14 protein-coding genes are annotated in these 17,120 nt (G+C 40.5%); 11 read left to right on the forward strand and 3 right to left on the reverse strand.

Annotated elements, in window-relative coordinates:
- Positions 1-1,406: IS1182 family transposase (locus K6V48_RS07190; RefSeq protein ID WP_222368816.1), on the reverse strand; the 1,406-nt coding region annotated here is incomplete at its 3' end.
- 387 nt (positions 1,407-1,793) lie between these two features.
- Entirely contained in the window at positions 1,794-2,618 is an 825-nt protein-coding gene (locus K6V48_RS07195; RefSeq protein ID WP_222368760.1) for a PrsW family glutamic-type intramembrane protease, read from the reverse strand.
- 192 nt (positions 2,619-2,810) lie between these two features.
- Here K6V48_RS07195 and K6V48_RS07200 point away from each other — a divergent pair, with 192 nt between their 5' ends.
- Positions 2,811-4,127 carry an FAD-containing oxidoreductase gene (locus tag K6V48_RS07200; RefSeq protein ID WP_222368762.1) on the forward strand — a complete coding sequence of 439 codons (1,317 nt, stop codon included), beginning with the start codon at positions 2,811-2,813 and terminating at the stop codon, positions 4,125-4,127.
- Positions 4,128-4,240: 113 nt separating this feature from the next.
- Here K6V48_RS07200 and K6V48_RS07205 read toward each other — a convergent pair whose 3' ends face one another.
- Positions 4,241-5,206, reverse strand: a complete 966-nt coding sequence (locus tag K6V48_RS07205) for a peptidoglycan recognition protein family protein (protein WP_261311072.1) — start codon at positions 5,204-5,206, stop codon at positions 4,241-4,243.
- Between the two features lie 291 nt (positions 5,207-5,497).
- Between K6V48_RS07205 and K6V48_RS07210 the strand changes: the two genes are divergently transcribed.
- The 10 genes from K6V48_RS07210 (at position 5,498) to glpO (ending at position 17,113) form a co-directional block, all read left to right on the forward strand.
- Positions 5,498-6,115: a DUF5052 family protein gene (locus tag K6V48_RS07210; protein WP_222368765.1), complete on the forward strand. Its 618-nt coding sequence runs from the start codon at positions 5,498-5,500 to the stop codon at positions 6,113-6,115.
- Entirely contained in the window at positions 6,116-6,613 is a 498-nt protein-coding gene (locus K6V48_RS07215) for a GNAT family N-acetyltransferase (RefSeq protein WP_222368768.1), read from the forward strand.
- A 1-nt stretch (position 6,614) separates the two neighbouring features.
- Positions 6,615-7,268 carry a DNA alkylation repair protein gene (locus K6V48_RS07220; protein WP_222368771.1) on the forward strand — a complete coding sequence of 218 codons (654 nt, stop codon included), beginning with the start codon at positions 6,615-6,617 and terminating at the stop codon, positions 7,266-7,268.
- An 8-nt stretch (positions 7,269-7,276) separates the two neighbouring features.
- Positions 7,277-7,564, forward strand: coding sequence for a DUF1905 domain-containing protein (locus tag K6V48_RS07225; RefSeq protein WP_172039649.1), 288 nt, complete (start codon positions 7,277-7,279; stop codon positions 7,562-7,564).
- Between the two features lie 287 nt (positions 7,565-7,851).
- The gene (locus tag K6V48_RS07230; RefSeq protein ID WP_172016173.1) at positions 7,852-8,928 is read left to right on the forward strand and encodes an aspartate-semialdehyde dehydrogenase; all 1,077 of its coding nucleotides are present in this window, start codon (positions 7,852-7,854) and stop codon (positions 8,926-8,928) included.
- A 70-nt stretch (positions 8,929-8,998) separates the two neighbouring features.
- On the forward strand, positions 8,999-9,934 hold the full coding sequence (gene dapA / locus K6V48_RS07235) for a 4-hydroxy-tetrahydrodipicolinate synthase (RefSeq protein WP_024392817.1): 936 nt from the start codon (positions 8,999-9,001) through the stop codon (positions 9,932-9,934).
- Between the two features lie 743 nt (positions 9,935-10,677).
- A complete protein-coding gene (locus tag K6V48_RS07240) occupies positions 10,678-12,027 on the forward strand; it encodes an NAD(P)/FAD-dependent oxidoreductase (protein WP_222368774.1) in 1,350 nt (449 codons plus the stop codon).
- A complete protein-coding gene (locus K6V48_RS07245; protein WP_222368777.1) occupies positions 12,017-13,483 on the forward strand; it encodes a helix-turn-helix domain-containing protein in 1,467 nt (488 codons plus the stop codon). The genes K6V48_RS07240 and K6V48_RS07245 overlap by 11 nt, the downstream gene beginning before the upstream one ends.
- A 210-nt stretch (positions 13,484-13,693) precedes the next feature.
- Complete coding sequence (gene glpK / locus K6V48_RS07250; RefSeq protein ID WP_222368779.1) at positions 13,694-15,208, forward strand: glycerol kinase GlpK; 1,515 nt, start codon at positions 13,694-13,696, stop codon at positions 15,206-15,208.
- A gap of 75 nt (positions 15,209-15,283) precedes the next feature.
- Complete coding sequence (glpO, locus tag K6V48_RS07255) at positions 15,284-17,113, forward strand: type 1 glycerol-3-phosphate oxidase (RefSeq protein ID WP_222368781.1); 1,830 nt, start codon at positions 15,284-15,286, stop codon at positions 17,111-17,113.
- Positions 17,114-17,120: the final 7 nt, after the last annotated feature.

The following is a 17,120-nucleotide window of genomic DNA, read 5'->3' on the forward strand; positions in this document are numbered from 1 at the left end:
TAAATGCGGGTTCCCACTTTACTTGTCAATTCATCTTTGACTAAGTTCTTGAAATAGTTCCACGTAGGATTATACTGAATTTGTTTGAGATTTCCTTTTTCCGTCCGTGCTAATTGGTCCAATTCCTCACTAGCTTGTACTGGATCAGCTTCGTAAATCTTAATATCTCTCTCAAATCCATACTTATCCGTTCTTCGTGAATAATACTTGAACGAATACACAACTCCATCTGGCTTTATCCACTGATCAGAATCTTCTAGATAGGTCCAGTTTTCAGGATTGGCATCACTCTTCTTATAGCTTTTCTTCTGCTCTTTCTGATATGTTCCGTAGGGAATCAGAGGTGTTTTCTCTAGGTCATCAACGATAAAGCTATAATTTTCTTCACTTCCATAACCTGCATCCGCGACAATGTGTTGAAAGAGTTCTAGGGTTTGGATGGATTGAAGAAAAGGCTTGAGTGTACGAGTGTCAGTTGGATTCGGATACAATCCGTAAGCTAAGGCAAACTGGCTGTTTGTGCCAAGTTGTAGGTTGTAACCAGGCTTGAGCTGACCGTTCTTCATATGATCTTCTTTCATTCGCATGAATGTTGCATCGTGATCCGTTTTAGAATAGGAATTTCGCTCTTGTAGAATCTGTTTATCTCGTTCGTACTTCTGTTTCCGAACAAGAAAATCCTCTTTCAACTTTCTCTTTAGTTTTTTAATTCTTCTTCGTTTCTGTTTGTTGGCAGAGCCACCTTTGATGACTTTAGGCTCTTGTGAGATAGCTTCTTCCACCTCGTCCAATACTTGTTCGGTTTCTTGTAGGAGTTGTTTGAGCCCCTCGCTAGTGAGGCATTCTTCCTTGGACAAGGCAGTATTCACCCCTTCTTGAACTAGCTTGTCATAAAGGGCAGAAATGTTTCCATTTAAGGCATCTTCATAGCGTTCAACGGCCTTTTTCCACGTGAAGGAATACTTATTGGCATCAGCTTCTACCTTCGTTCCGTCAATGAAGAGAGCCTCATCTTCAATCAATCCATTCTCTCTGAGGAGGAGAGTGAAGTAGATGAAGGCAGTTTTGATGAGCTGATTGGCATGTGTGCTAGCCCGAAAGCTATTTATGGTCCGATAACAGACATAGGTATCCTGACTCAGCCATTTCATAGGAATAACTTCTTCATTCATTTGAACGATTTTCCGACCAGAGAATACCTGACGAGCATAGGCAAACAGGGTCATTTTAAGCAACATAGCTGGATGAAAGGCTGGACGACCAGTATAGGAAGTTTCTTCCAATAGAATGGATTGAGGAATAGTATCCACAAACTGACTAATCAGACGTGCCTCATGTGTAGTAGGTAAGTCCCAAGCAATATTTAATTCCAAACTAAGCTGATTTGTGTTATACTGTTTATACATTTTCATGCCTTTCTAGTTGTTTTGTCGTTATTATAATTATAAAGCATGAAGTGGAAAACGAGCAACTCCTAATTGGAACTGCTCGTTTTTTTTATTGTGAGAAGCTAGTTTTTGCCCAGCCTCTTTTCTATATTCATACTTTTACTTCTATACTCGAATGAAGAGAGTTCAGATAAGGAACTGTCTTCATTTAGAATCATAATCAGACTCGCTCCAAAGGTTCGGGGAACCTTTGGAGGTTGTCAATTGAGCGAACATAGTTCGTATCGATATGATATAGATAGAACTGAAGTTCATCAAATCAACAACGTTTACTTTTGAATTTTGAAGAGTATGGGTTGCAGAAGTACTAAAGTAGGTCAAGCCGAAAGTGACAATATGTCAAAGCTAATTCAAATAACTATCTTCAGGGAGTTTGTCTACCGTGTGATAGGCAAGCAAACCAAGTAAGATACTCATTACTGGGAACACTGTACTGAGGATACCTGTATTGAAGGGAGAATTAAATAGGAAGTGGAGTCCCATGCTAGCAAATAGCCAACCTGATCCTTGTGCTTTTGACATACCTGAATCTTTAGTCAATAGGGCAACTAGACCAATTGCAAAGAGCATTGTAAATACCCAATGGGTCCAACCAGCTTGACCAACGCGCTCGATGATGGTTTCGAATCCATCTAATTTACCCATGAACATATCACGGAAGGTAAACATGCAGTCCTCTATGAGTTGGAAACCAAGTCCAGCAATGATTCCGCTGACTAAAGCATGTTTTAGGGTTAGTTTTCTACAAATCAGTAAGACAAGTAGAACCACTAAACCTTTACCAAACTCCTCGGCAAATGGGGCGGAGACAGCAGCTCCCCAATCTGCTTTAAAGTTATCACTTGCTTTAACAATCTCAATCCAAAAGTAGCCTACTGCCATGTGACCAAGCTCTGAGAATGCCATACCAGCAGTTAAACCAAGTAGCCAAGATAGATTTGTAACTTTTTTGGAAATATGATAACGTTTAGCCAAGTAGCGAGTGAGTAAGAGAAGGGGAAGTAGATAAATTGTAACTAATGATATCGTTAGGAAGAAGAGAGGGTATTTATCCTCCATACCATTGGGTTTTCCAAATTCTCCGAAGACAATTTTACATCCACTGGCAAATCCAATCGCTGCCAGCAAGATAGGAATGTAGGTTTTACAAGAATGAAGTAATTGTTTCATGTTGTGTCCTTTCTGTATTAATCAACTAATGCATGAGTACATTGTAACAAAGAAAAAAAGTTTTGTCTAGTAATTATCGGTTTTTCCGAACATTTTTTACTATGTTTTATCATTTTTCACAGCGTAGCAGTTTTATGCAAAATTGATTCATTTTTGATAGACTAAGAGTAAACAGAAAAAAAGGAGCATCCTATGGAACAATATGATTTAGTAGTTATTGGTTTTGGAAAGGCTGGTAAGACCTTGGCAGGTAAGATGTCAGCAGCTGGGAGGAAGGTTGCCTTAGTAGAGGAAAATCCTGCTATGTTTGGTGGGACTTGTATCAATATTGGTTGTATTCCAACCAAGACTCTTTTAGTTGCAGCAGATAAAAACTGGACTTTCGAGCAGGTCATGGAACAAAAAGAAACCGTCACTACTCGCTTGCGGAATAAAAACGAGGCAGTCTTGAAGGGCAGCGGTGCTAGTTTGTATCAAGGACACGCGCGTTTTGTGGCGGATAAGGTTGTGGAAGTATCAGCAGGTGAGGAATCCATCCCGCTGACTGCGGAAACCATCGTCATCAATACAGGTGCTCAGTCGCGCGTGCTTCCAATTCCAGGTTTGTTGGACACGCCACACGTTTATGACAGTACTGGCATTCAGAATTTGGAGGTACGTCCTGACAAGTTGGCAATTATTGGTGGTGGTAACATCGGACTTGAATTTGCTGGACTTTACAGCAAACTCGGTAGTCAGGTGACGGTATATGAAGCCAGCTCTGCTATTTTACCAAGAGAAGAGGAAGTGGTGGCTCAGTTAGCTAAGGAGTATATGGAAGAAGCTGGCGTGACCTTTGTCTTGGGTGCGAAAATCGAGCAAGTAGCAGCTGCGGGCGAGCAAGTTGCTGTGACAGTCAATGGTCAAACAGCAATTTTCGACGCTGTCCTCTATGCGACAGGTCGTGTGCCGAACACTGCTGACTTGGGCTTGGAAAATACGGCGATTGAGCGTTTGGAAAATGGTGCTGTTAAGGTGGATGACTACTGTGAAACCACGGTTCCAGGTGTCTACGCAGTGGGTGATGTCAATGGCGGTCCACAATTCACTTATACATCTCTAGATGACTTCCGTATCGTCTTCGGCAGGTTGACTGGGACTGGAACTTATAGCTTGAGCCAACGCAAGTCTATTCCAACCAGTGTCTTTATCACGCCTGTGCTTTCTCGTGTTGGTCTGACCGAGAAGGAAGCCAAGGAAGCAGGTTACGACTACATTGCCAACGAATTGCCTGTTGCAAATATGCCTCGTGCCCATGTCAATAATGACTTCAAAGGTATTTTCAAGGTTATCGTGGATAAGGAAAGTAAGCTTGTTCTGGGTGCGACTCTCTTTGGTCGTAATTCTGAGGAGCTGATTAACTTGATTGCTATGGCAATTGACAATAAGATTCCATATACCTACTTCAAAACGCAGATTTTCACCCATCCGACTATGGCTGAGAATTTGAATGATGTCTTTAATTTTTAAATAGTCGGGTCTATTAGATACTGAACAATAAAAAAACAGATGCTCGCTGCTTGGTGAACATCTGTTTTTGTGTTGAAATTATCTAGCAAGTAAATTAAATTTTCAGCTATTATTTACATTATGTTGTAATACGCTTGGACCAACTGAACAAAATCGTCAACATCATAGGTAGTGTCAAATAATTCTGCCGCAGAGGAATCCCAATAATCTGTTGGGTCAATATGGTCAGTGCCTCCTAGATATTCTGAAACCATTTCATGTGTCCAAACAGTCCCGCTTCCGTCTACTTCCCCAACTGTCACTGGAAGTTGATATTCGTGTAACATATAAGCAGTATAATATGCAGCATTTGCCAGTTGCATTGCAAAATCATCTTGCGAATAAACATGAGTCATTTCAAATTGAATATAGCTAGAGTTGCCATTTGGTCCGGCTCCCTGCGCCTTGTATGAAGCATCAGCAATTTCTAGAATTGTGTCATTGTCAATGAAACTATGAACAAAAACACCCAATTCATCATAATTATCGATCATATATGTCACTTCACTATCGATGGTTGAATATTCGACCCCAGTATCATGAATGATTACGCCGATTGGGTCACCAGATTCCGTTGCGTAGGATTCTTGTTCAAAAGTTTCCACAATATCTGCTGTAAGATCAACGTGAGGATAACCTAACTGAGCAATATACTGATTGATATCGTTGGTTTGTACTAGTTCCAAATGAGTAGCTGGGATATAAAATGTTTCACCATCAACATCAATTGTAGCAAATAAGCTTGATTCATTTTCTGATTCCAATGTAAAGTATTCTAAAATAGTTGCCTGACTATTTGCAGGTAAGTTCTGTTCCTCCATACTTTGAAGATCTGTATAAACACGAATAGAAGATTCATCAGCCACTAGTGCAGTTTGGTTGGTGACTTGATTATTTAACATAACTACAGCAGCATTTGTAGGTTGGATTTTATTGAAGAGAATCACTAGAGTAGTGATGGCTATAACAGAAATAGCTAGTGTGATAGTAACTTGCTTTGTAGTAACTGTTTTTTTTCTATTTTTTCTTTGGTATGACATGGTTAATAGAATACCAATTGAACATTAATAAAGTCTTAAAAATGAGTAGAAGATGGCCTGAAAGAACAGGTAGAGTGATAAGCAGGTGTATTCATATTTGTAGACACATGTGGGGGTAGGTGTGATATGATCATAATAAACTTACTCAGATTCCAATTTGTTCACTTATTTGTTTCCGAATGGGTTAGAAAGAAATATTTTTTTACTGATGATTGAACAAAATATAGTTGAATTTTTAGTACCACAGCCCTTTCCATGTTACAATAAGGTATCACACTTTGGAGGTGTTATATGAAATGGAATAAAAAACTAGCACTTAGTGCTATCTTAGTCGCAAGTTTGTTTACTTTGTCAGCCTGTCAATCGATTACGAACTGGTGGAAGAACACCAAGGAAGAATGGATTGGTCTAGAAATGACCGTTCGAACTTTTGATGAAAATTCTCAATTAATTGATGAAATGTCTGGGAAATCCTTGTCTATTTCTCGCAACCAAGAGTTTGACTCTGTGGATGCTGAAGGCTATTCTAATGCGGATTCGTCTGTTTTGAAAGTCACACTTGGTAATTATGAAATTGACCATGTCGGTTCATCCTTGATTGCAGCAGAAGAAGGTTTGGAAGACTTGTATGCGAAATATCAGGCCACAGTAGATATTGCAAATTACGATCGTGCAATTCCGCTTGTTAACCGTATGGTATCTAGTCTCAAAAATGATTTTACAGGTAAGGCAAAGGTGGTTTTGATTCGTTCGCAAAACGGAACCCCGCTTGCTACTTATGTAGGTGATAAAGTGTCTCTTTATGCATCTGATGCACCTAAGACTTCTGAACTCTTGATTGATGGCAAACGGTTGATTATCTATCGTTGTGACTATACCATTTATGACAGAGAGCTATTGGAGAATTAAATGATAGAGATTCGGAATGCGCAGGTTGAAGATGCGGCAAATTTGGTGGCCATTTATGCCCCATATGTTGAAAAAACCGCTATTACCTTTGAAACAGAAGTACCGACTGTCGAAGCCTTTGCAAGTCGAATTGAAAAGACCTTGGAGAAGTTTCCTTATCTGGTCGCTGTCGAAGAGGGAAAGATAGTGGGATATGCCTATGCATCGACCTATTATGCACGTGCAGCCTATGATTGGACGGTAGAAATGTCGGTCTATGTTCAAAAAGAAGCGCGTGGAAAAGGGATTGGGAACTTGCTCTACACTGCTTTGGAGGAGGAATTGACAGCGCGTGGGTTCAAAAACTTTTTAGCCTGCATTGCCTTACCAAATCCTGCTTCCATTGCCTTGCATGAAAAGAGAGGATATCAGCAGGTGGCTCATTTTAAAAAAGTTGGATTTAAATTTGGCACTTGGCATGATATCGTCTGGCTTCAAAAATCTCTTGTAGGTGACTAAAATGGATATTGTAGAATTGGAAAAACGATTGTTGGCCCTAGCAGAAAAAGAGCAGGCACAGCCAATGAAAGCCTATATGAAAAACAACTTTGAGTTTTTAGGTGTTCGTAGTCCAGATCGTAGAAAAGCTGCCAAACAATTTTTCAAAGACTTCAAAACGCCAGAACTTGACTGGGATTTTGTAGAGGCTTGTTGGGGCAAACCCTACCGTGAATTTCAATATATCGCTATTGATTATCTGGTTACCAAGAAAAAAGACTTGGTATTAGCTGATTTACCTCGCTTGAAAAAACTTGCCCAGACGAAGTCCTGGTGGGATAGTATTGACGGATTGGACAAACTCATTGGTAAAATTGTTTTGGACAATCCAGAGGCCAAGCAGGTGATGATTGACTGGAGTTTGGATGAGGATTTCTGGTTGAGACGAATTGCTATTGACCATCAGCTTTTGCAAAAGGAAAAGACAGATACAGTACTGTTAGAGAAGATCCTCGTCAATAATCTCAATCAGACTGAATTTTTTATCAATAAAGCGATTGGTTGGAGTTTGCGTGATTATTCGAAGACTAACCCTCAATGGGTTCGAGACTTTCTGGGAAAATACCAACATCAAATGGCAAGTTTATCGATTCGTGAAGCAAGTAAGTATTTATAGGTTGAATGATGATAAAAGTATATGAATTTCAAGCAGTTATCCATCCTGTCCCAGATAAGGGTGGAGCATATATTATTTTCCCATATGATATCCGTCAGGAATTTGGGAAGGGGAGAGTAAAAGTACATGCGACTTTTGATGGGCATCCCTATGATGGCTCTATTGTCAATATGGGAATGAAGGATGAAGTGGGCAATATTTGTTATATCCTCGGTATCCAAAAGGCTATTAGAGCTGCAATCGGTAAGCAACCTGGAGATACGGTGTTCGTAACCATTCGAGAGCGATTTGAGTAGTTAGACTTGCAAAACTGTCAAATTATGATAGAATAGGTTCATGCGATGAGCCGAGTAGTGACTTAGTCACATTCGACGCTAGGGAGGTCTTCATTTAATTGAAACGCAGGAGCGGACCTTGAATAGTTGTTGTGAACCTTCTATTCTCATCAGCAATGATGCCCTTACCCACCATTTATGGTGGGCTTTTTTTCATTTTTATACTTTTCATTTGAATAAAATGTGGTATAATTAAGAAATAATAAATTTTTAGAAAATTTTGAAGAATTGATCTAAAGGAGATACTTATGGCATATGTAGTGGCTGTCGTTGGCGCGACAGGTGCAGTTGGTGCGCAAATGATTAAAATGTTGGAAGAATCAACTCTTCCAATCGAAAAAGTACGTTTATTAGCTTCTGCTCGTTCTGCGGGAAAAACCCTTCAATTTAAAGGACAAGAGATTGTTATCGAAGAAACAACTGAAACTGCCTTTGAAGGTGTTGATATTGCGCTTTTCTCAGCTGGTGGTTCTACATCTGCTAAGTTTGCTCCATACGCTGTTAAGGCGGGTGCAGTTGTTGTAGATAATACATCTTATTTCCGTCAAAATCCTGATGTTCCTTTGGTTGTTCCTGAGGTTAATGCACATGCATTGGATGCACATAATGGAATTATCTCTTGTCCAAACTGTTCAACTATTCAAATGATGGTTGCTTTGGAACCAATTCGTCAGAAGTGGGGCTTGGAACGGATTATCGTTTCAACTTATCAAGCTGTGTCTGGTGCAGGTATGGGTGCAATCCTAGAAACGCAGGCTCAACTTCGAGCTGTATTGAATGATGGTGTTGAGCCAAAAGCTGTTGAAGCAAACATTCTTCCTTCTGGTGGTGATAAGAAACATTACCCAATTGGATTCAATGCACTTCCTCAAATTGACCTCTTCACTGAAAATGACTATACTTACGAAGAGATGAAAATGACGAAGGAAACGAAGAAAATCATGGAAGATGATAGTATTGCCGTTTCTGCAACCTGTGTTCGTATTCCAGTTTTGTCAGCTCACTCAGAATCTGTTTACATTGAGACAAAAGAGATTGCTCCGATTGATGAAGTCAAAGCAGCAATCGCTGATTTCCCAGGTGCTGTTCTCGAAGATGATGTTGCAAACCAAATTTATCCTCAAGCAGTCAATGCTGTTGGAAGTCGTGATACCTTTGTTGGTCGTATTCGTAAGGATTTGGACAAGGAAAATGGTATCCATATGTGGGTTGTTTCAGATAACTTGCTGAAGGGTGCTGCGTGGAACTCAGTTCAAATCGCAGAAACACTTCATGAACGTGGTCTTGTTCGTCCAACAGCAGAGCTGAAATTTGAATTGAAATAAGAACTTATTAACAGAAGTACACAAAAGGCTGCGCTCAGCCTTTTTTAGCAACAAGAAGAGAGGAAGTACGATGTCTATTCAAGATTTACGTGATGTAAAAATTATCACAGCGATGATTACCCCTTTCAAAGAAGATGGTTCTATCAATTTTGACGTTTTACCAGAATTAATTGAGCATTTGTTGGCACATCATACGGAAGGTATTTTATTAGCAGGTACAACAGCCGAAAGTCCGACATTGACACACGAAGAAGAATTGGAGTTGTTTGGCGCAGTTCAAAAAATTGTCAATGGCCGTGTTCCTCTAATTGCTGGTATTGGTACCAACGATACCCGTGACTCAATTGAGTTTGCCAAAGAAGTTGCAGCTTTTGGCGGTTTTGCAGCTGGTTTGGCGATTGTCCCTTATTACAATAAGCCATCTCAAGAGGGAATGTATCAGCACTTTAAGGCTATTGCCGACGCTTCTGATTTACCAATCATTATTTACAATATTCCTGGACGCGTAGTGGTGGAAATGACTCCTGAAACCATGTTGCGTTTGGCTGAACATCCTAATATTATCGGTGTCAAGGAGTGTACTAGCCTTGCCAATATGGCTTATTTGATTGAGCACAAACCAGAAGATTTCTTAGTCTACACTGGTGAAGATGGTGATGCTTTCCATGCAATGAATCTGGGAGCTGATGGGGTCATCTCTGTCGCGTCCCATACTAATGGTGATGAGATGTACGAAATGATTTCCGCTATCGCTCAGCAAGATATCAAAACGGCAGCAGCCATTCAACGGAAATTTATTCCGAAAGTCAATGCCTTATTCTCATATCCAAGCCCTGCACCGGTGAAAGCAGTATTAAATTATCTAGGATTTGAAGTTGGACCGCTTCGCCTACCACTCGTACCATGTCCTGTTGAAGATGCAAAACGCATCATCAAGGTCGTTGTAGACGGCGATTACGAAGCAACAAAAGCCACCGTCACAGGAGTAGTCAGACCGGATTATTAAAAACGTCCAGTGGACGTTTTTAACCCGAGCCTAGAAATTCAAAAGCGAGGATAGTCAGGGCATACGAATAGTTCAGTGGAGTGAAACAGTTCGGGGAACTGTTTCAGCTGGTCACCAAGAAATACAAAAGTGACCACAGAGACCTGAGCCTGAAAACCCAAAAGCGAAGTATTTTAACGCGAGCCTAAAAACAAGAAAGCGAGCTAGTCCAGTGGACGTTTTTAACCCGAGCCTAAAAACAAGAAAGCGAGCTAGTCCAGTGGACGTTTTTAACCCGAGCCTAAAAAAACGAAAGCGAGGATAGTCAGGGAATACGAATAGTCCAGTAGAGTGGATTAAAACAGTCAGGGGAGTGACTGTTTTAACCCGAACTAATGAATATAAAAGTGAGGCTTGTTTGGGGGATACGAATAGTCCAGTGGACTATTCGTACCTGAGCCTGAAAACCCAAAAGCGAAGCATTTCAGCTGGTCACCAAGAAATACGAAAGTGACCACAGAGACCTGAGCCTAAAAACAATAAATAAACAATGACTGTTTGTTTTCTGAAATAATAAGAAAGAACACAGATTTTTAAATCAGTAATTTGAAAATCCGTGTTCTTATTTTTTTTCTTAGATAAACAAATATTAGAAAGCACAACATTTCTAAAAATCATTTTCTATTCTCCATTTTCCAGTTGCAAGCCTTTCCATTCTTGTTGATTTCTTGTTATAATGACAAAAAAAGGATGAAGGAGCAAGTATGAAAATTGTTATTATCGGAGCTTCATTTGCTGGATTGAGTGCAGCTTTGGAGTGTAGCAAATTGTATAAAGATGCTCAGATTACATTGATTGATCGAGAAAAGGATGTGGCCTTTTTTCCAAATGCCTTAAACTGGAAATTGTCAGATCGCATGACTGAGTGGGAAGAAGCAAGGATTTCTTTGTACAAGGAACTATTGCAGACCACCATTACCTGTCTCTTTGAAACTGAGTGTTTAGCCATTAATCCTGAAACGAGTCGGCTTAAATTAAGACAGCAAAATGTCATCAGTGAAATAAGCTATGATCGTCTGATCTTAGCTATGGGTGCCAGTCAAACGTGGGAATGGGGCCAGGAAGAACTTCAAGACTACTTGATCCGGTCTAAGACCCTTACTCAAGCGCAAAGTAGTCTAGAAAAAATAAAGCAAGCAAAAACCATTGCAGTAATTGGGGCGGGTCAGATTGGATTAGCAAGCTTAGATGCACTGAGTCAAAAGAATCTGGAGTTACATGTGTTTGAGGCGCAAGATTCCCTGTTGGCGAAGTACCTTGATGAGGAGATGGTTGAGCCCATTCGTCTGGAAATGGAACAAAGAGGAATTCAGGTACATTTATCCGAAACTGTGAATCAGATCGAGATAGATGAGAAGGAAAAGCAACTTATTTGTCAGACTGTAAATGGAAATTATCGAGCTGATTTTGTTCTTCCATCAACGAATTTGATACCCAATATTCAGTTGGTAAAAAATCTCCTGAGAATAAACGTTGAAGGTACTGTGTGGGTAAATGAGTATCTTGAAAGCAGCCAGAAAAATATTTTTGCTGTGGGAGATTTGATTAGTTTACCAGTAGAATATTTTGGCCAAGCTTATCTTCCAATGATTCATCATGCTATCCGAACTGGTAGACTAGCTGCTCAGAACTTAGTGATGCAGAGTTTTCCATTGAAGAAAACCCAACGGATTGTATCGAGTCGCTTGTTTGGCTATTATGTGACTAGTATTGGGTTAACAGAAAGTGAAGCAAATTTATGGCTGAAGTGTAAGTCGATTCGGATGAGGAGCCCATACAGTCAATGGGAATCAGAAATGGCTGATTTTAAATTGATTGTAGATGAAAATGGACGAATCGTAGGAGGTCAACTCGTTTCGGTTGTTGATCATATTGAACAAATGGATGCCTTGTCACTTGCTATTTCAAAGGGTTTAACAGTATTTGATCTAGTCCAACAATCATGGTTATGTCATCCAGGTAAGACTCCATTGGTGCCAATGATGGTAGAAGCAGCTCAGGAATTTATTCGGCAAGAAAACCTAGCACATACGGAGGTTGACTATGCAGATTGATTCCCTATTGGAAAAACGCGAACGAGCTATTTATCAGTTGCTCCTGTTTGTGGAAAACAGAAAAGATGCTCCCTTGCTGAAAGAAGTGTGTCGCTATTTAGATCTATCAAAATCAACTTTATTGCGCTATATCGAATCATTTAATGAAGAGACGAATGCGATTGAATTGGGTCTTTTATTTCACCTTGAGGAAGAAAAGGTTTCATTACAAAAGGATACTCAACTAAGTCAGGAACAAATATTATCTTATCTTTTTCAGCCAAGTATCAAGTATCAGATCATTGTATTTTTATTAGATAAAGAAGATGTTTCTTTACAGACATTGTCTCAAGAATTACTAATTAGTGAGGCAACGCTCAATCGCCATCTTGCATCACTAAACCAATTATTGGCTGAATTCGGCATCGCCATTAAAAGCGGCCGGTTAAAAGGAAGCGAGCTCCAAATCCGGTATTTTTTACACCAAATCCTCCTCTTGACAACTGTTAGCTCCAAATACCAAGAGGAATTTGCCACACGCCATTTGGACTCCTTATTACCCTTATTTGAACGCTTTTATCAGTCAAAACTCAATCCTAAACAGGCCTATCGTCTTTTATTATGGTTGATGATTTCACAACAACGGTCTAAGTTACAACAGTTGGATTATAAGGAACTGTATACCCTCATGAGACCTTATCAGGATCATAAATTTTATCGACAATTGCGGAAGATGTATCTGACAGTGGGACAACAACAATCTACTTCCTTTCAGGAAGCGGAAATCATGGCTTTATTTGCATTTTTGTTTAGTCATTTTATTTTAGAACCACATCAGTTGGAACAGGTTCTGGGCTTTGGGGGTCCAATTATGGAAGCAACGTCACTTGCTTTGCACGTTTTTCGTTCACACCTAGGAGAGTCCTTGTCTATTTCAGAAGAGGCCCTTTATCATTTGAATCAGACCATGAGTCAATTGTATTTCTTTCAATCTACGCTTGAACTTGAAGTGGTACAAGAACTTTCATTTGAAGACGAGGCAGCCCAATTATTAAAAAATGTCTTTAAAACAGCTTTTCATAGAAGTCTTGATGCTGACCAGGTAATGGCTGGCTATTCTCCAAAAATCATAGCCTTATTTGTATATTTTAGTCAGGTACAACCGATACAGGTCAAAATTGGTTTCGTATCTTCTTTGCATGAGGTTCTATCCTATCCATTATTAATGCAGTTGAGAGAAAAGCTTGAAGGCAATCGTCAGGTGCTTATAGACCCCTATCAGAATGGAGAATCTTATGATTTCATTATTACTGACTACCTAAACGAATCGCCATGCCCAATTTATTATTTGGGAACTCAATTAAAAATGCATGATGTTGTACAATTGAAAGCTATTATACAAGACCTGTACAATCAAAAGGCTAGACAATCAGAAAAAATTGCAACTCAAACACCTTTTCCAATAGAACATCGGTAACTGATTGAAAAAAATCTTTAGCAGGAACAAAAGTGTTGCTTGAAAAAATTTGATATATGTTGATTTGCTGGACTCTCTAGCTCACTTATATCAAATTTTTTTATTTTTTTAAAAAAATTGATAGGTTACATTGCCGTTAATGAGTTAGAATAGAGTTACCAAGAAAACGGAAGCGTTTTCAACAAAAGTAAATAAACAGGAGGAAGACCTATGTCTACAGAAAAATACATCATGGCCATTGACCAGGGAACTACTAGTTCACGTGCCATTATCTTCAATAAAAAAGGTGAAAAAGTTGGCAGTTACCAAAAAGAGTTTACGCAAATTTTCCCGAAACCAGGTTGGGTTGAACATAATGCCAATGAAATTTGGAATTCTGTTCAGTCTGTGATTGCAGGGTCCTTTATCGAAAGCGGTGTTCGTCCTGATCAAATCGAAGGAATTGGTATTACCAACCAACGTGAAACAACAGTTGTTTGGGATAAGGAAACAGGCCTTCCGATTTACAATGCGATTGTCTGGCAATCTCGTCAAACTGCTCACATTGCTGACCAGCAGAAGGCGGATGGTCACGCAGATATGATTCATAAAAAAACAGGCCTTGTAGTGGATGCTTACTTCTCAGCAACCAAAGTTCGCTGGATTTTGGACCAAGTCCCTGGAGCGCAGGAACGTGCTGAAAAAGGTGAGATTCTTTTTGGAACCATTGATACTTGGTTAGTGTGGAAGTTAACAGATGGGAAACAGCATGTGACAGATTATTCAAACGCAGCTCGTACCATGCTCTACAATATTGAAGAGTTGAAATGGGATGACGAAATTTTATCTCTTCTCAACATTCCAAAAGCCATGTTGCCGGAAGTTCGTTCAAACTCTGAAGTTTACGGAACAACAGCTCCATTCCATTTCTATGGCGCAGAGGTGCCAATCTCTGGCATGGCAGGTGACCAACAGGCTGCCCTATTTGGACAATTGGCATTTGAGCCAGGTATGGTGAAAAATACTTACGGAACTGGTTCCTTCATTGTGATGAATACAGGTGAAGAGATGCAGTTGTCACAGAACAACCTTCTCACAACAATTGGCTATGGTATCAATGGTAAAGTATACTATGCTTTGGAAGGCTCTATCTTTATCGCTGGTTCGGCGGTTCAATGGCTCCGTGACAGCATGCGAATGGTGACTACATCACCTGAGTCAGAAGAGCTTGCTCGGAAGTCTACCAGCAATGATGAAGTCTATGTTGTTCCAGCCTTTACAGGACTTGGAGCTCCGTATTGGAACTCAGATGCGCGTGGATCAGTCTTTGGATTGACACGTGGTACAACAAAAGAAGACTTCGTCAAAGCAACGCTTCAATCCATTGCTTACCAGGTTCGTGATGTCATTGATACCATGCAAATAGACACAGATATTGATATTTCTGTCTTGAAGGTTGACGGTGGTGCAGCTATGAATAGCCTCCTCATGCAATTCCAAGCAGATATCTTGGGTATCGAAATCGCACGCGCTCAAAACCTTGAAACTACAGCTCTTGGAGCAGCATTCTTGGCTGGTTTAGCAGTTGGTTTCTGGAAAGATTTGGATGAATTGAAAGAACTCAACGCTGTCGGCCAATCCTTCCAACCAACCATGAACGAAGCTCGTAAAGAACAACTTTACAAGGGATGGAAAAAAGCTGTCGCAGCAACTCAACTATTTGCAGAAGTGGATGAAGAGCAATAAAAGACTAGTTAGCGAGGGGAAAGTAGGATTACCGCTTGCTAGACAGTCCTATTCGAAAGTTAGGAAGTGAATCGTATGGAATTTTCAAAAGAAACAAGACGCTTAGCCATTGAACGAATGCAGGAACGTCAACTAGATCTCCTCATTATCGGTGGTGGTATTACGGGTGCTGGTGTGGCTTTACAGGCAGCAGCAAGTGGCATGGAAACAGCCTTAATTGAAATGCAAGACTTTGCAGAAGGAACTTCCAGTCGCTCAACAAAATTGGTGCATGGTGGATTACGTTATTTGAAACAATTTGACGTGGAAGTGGTATCCGATACCGTATCTGAACGTGCTGTAGTACAAAATATTGCCCCTCACATTCCAAAACCAGACCCGATGCTCTTGCCAGTCTACGACGAGCCAGGTTCAACCTTCAGTCTTTTCCGTTTGAAAGTGGCTATGGACCTCTATGATCTCTTGGCTGGCGTCAATAATACCGATATGGCCAATAAGGTCTTGACCAAGGAGGAAGTCCTTGGACGTGAACCAAACTTGAAGCAAGAAGGATTGATTGGAGGCGGTGTCTACCTCGACTTCCGTAACAATGATGCCCGCTTGGTCATTGAGAACATCAAACGTGCAGCCAAAGATGGAGCTTTGATTGCCAGCCGTGTCAAAGCTGAGAAATTTATCAAGGATGAGTCAGGTAAAGTTATCGGCATTGTTACTCGTGATTTGCTGACAGATAGAACCTTTGAAATCCGTGCGCGTTTGGTCATCAATACAACAGGACCATGGAGTGATGAAGTGCGTAATCTGGGTGGCGAAGGTTCAGGCGTTCTCCAGATGCGTCCGACCAAGGGTGTGCACCTAGTTGTCGATAGCTCTCGCTTGTCTGTACCACAGCCGACTTACTTTGATACAGGTCACGCAGATGGTCGAATGGTCTTTGTCCTTCCACGTGAAAATAAAACCTATTTTGGTACGACAGATACAGACTACACTGGCGATTTGGCGAATCCAATGGTAACCCAAGAAGATGTTGACTACCTGCTTGATATTGTCAACAATCGCTTCCCAGAAGCAAACTTGACCTTGGATGACATTGAGAGCGGTTGGGCAGGTCTTCGTCCCCTCTTGTCAGGAAATGGAGCTTCTGACTACAACGGAGGAAATAATGGTAAACTCAGTGATGACAGCTTTAATAACTTGATTGAAACGGTTAAAGGCTATTTGAACAACGAAAAGACACGTGACGATGTGGAGCAAGATTTGACACATTTGGAAGGTAGCGTTTCTGAGAAACATTTGGACCCATCTGCTGTATCACGCGGTTCTGCCCTTGATCGCGATGACAATGGTTTGCTGACTCTTGCAGGTGGTAAAATTACGGACTACCGTAAGATGGCTGAAGGAGCAATGGAAAAGGTTGCAGACATCCTCAAAGAAGAACATGGTCGTAGTTTCAAACTCATCAATTCTAAGACCTATCCAGTCTCTGGTGGTGAATTGAACCCGGCTAATGTTGCAGAAGAAATCGAACATCTGGCTCAACTAGGTGTGAAGAAAGGTCTTGTCTATAATGATGCGCTTTACTTGGCAAACTTGTACGGCTCAAATGCGCCAAAAGTTTTTGCTTTGAACCATAAAGTTGAAGCTGTTTCTGGCTTGAACAAGCGTGACTTGCTTTCCCTTCACTATGCTATGAAGGAAGAGATGACCTTGACCGCAGTTGACTATCTTCTCCGTCGTACCAACTACATGCTCTTTATGCGTGAGCAGTTGGATGCAGTAGCACCAGACGTTTTGAAAGAAATGGCGGCTTACTATGGATGGTCAGAAGAAGAAGTTGCTCAACAGGAACAATTGTTGGCAGATACGCTTGTTAAGAATGATTTGACTTATTTGAAAGAAAAATAGAAAGAGG

This window comes from Streptococcus suis (assembly GCF_019794555.1).
In the GTDB taxonomy this organism is placed as follows: Bacteria; Bacillota; Bacilli; order Lactobacillales; family Streptococcaceae; genus Streptococcus; species Streptococcus suis_AB.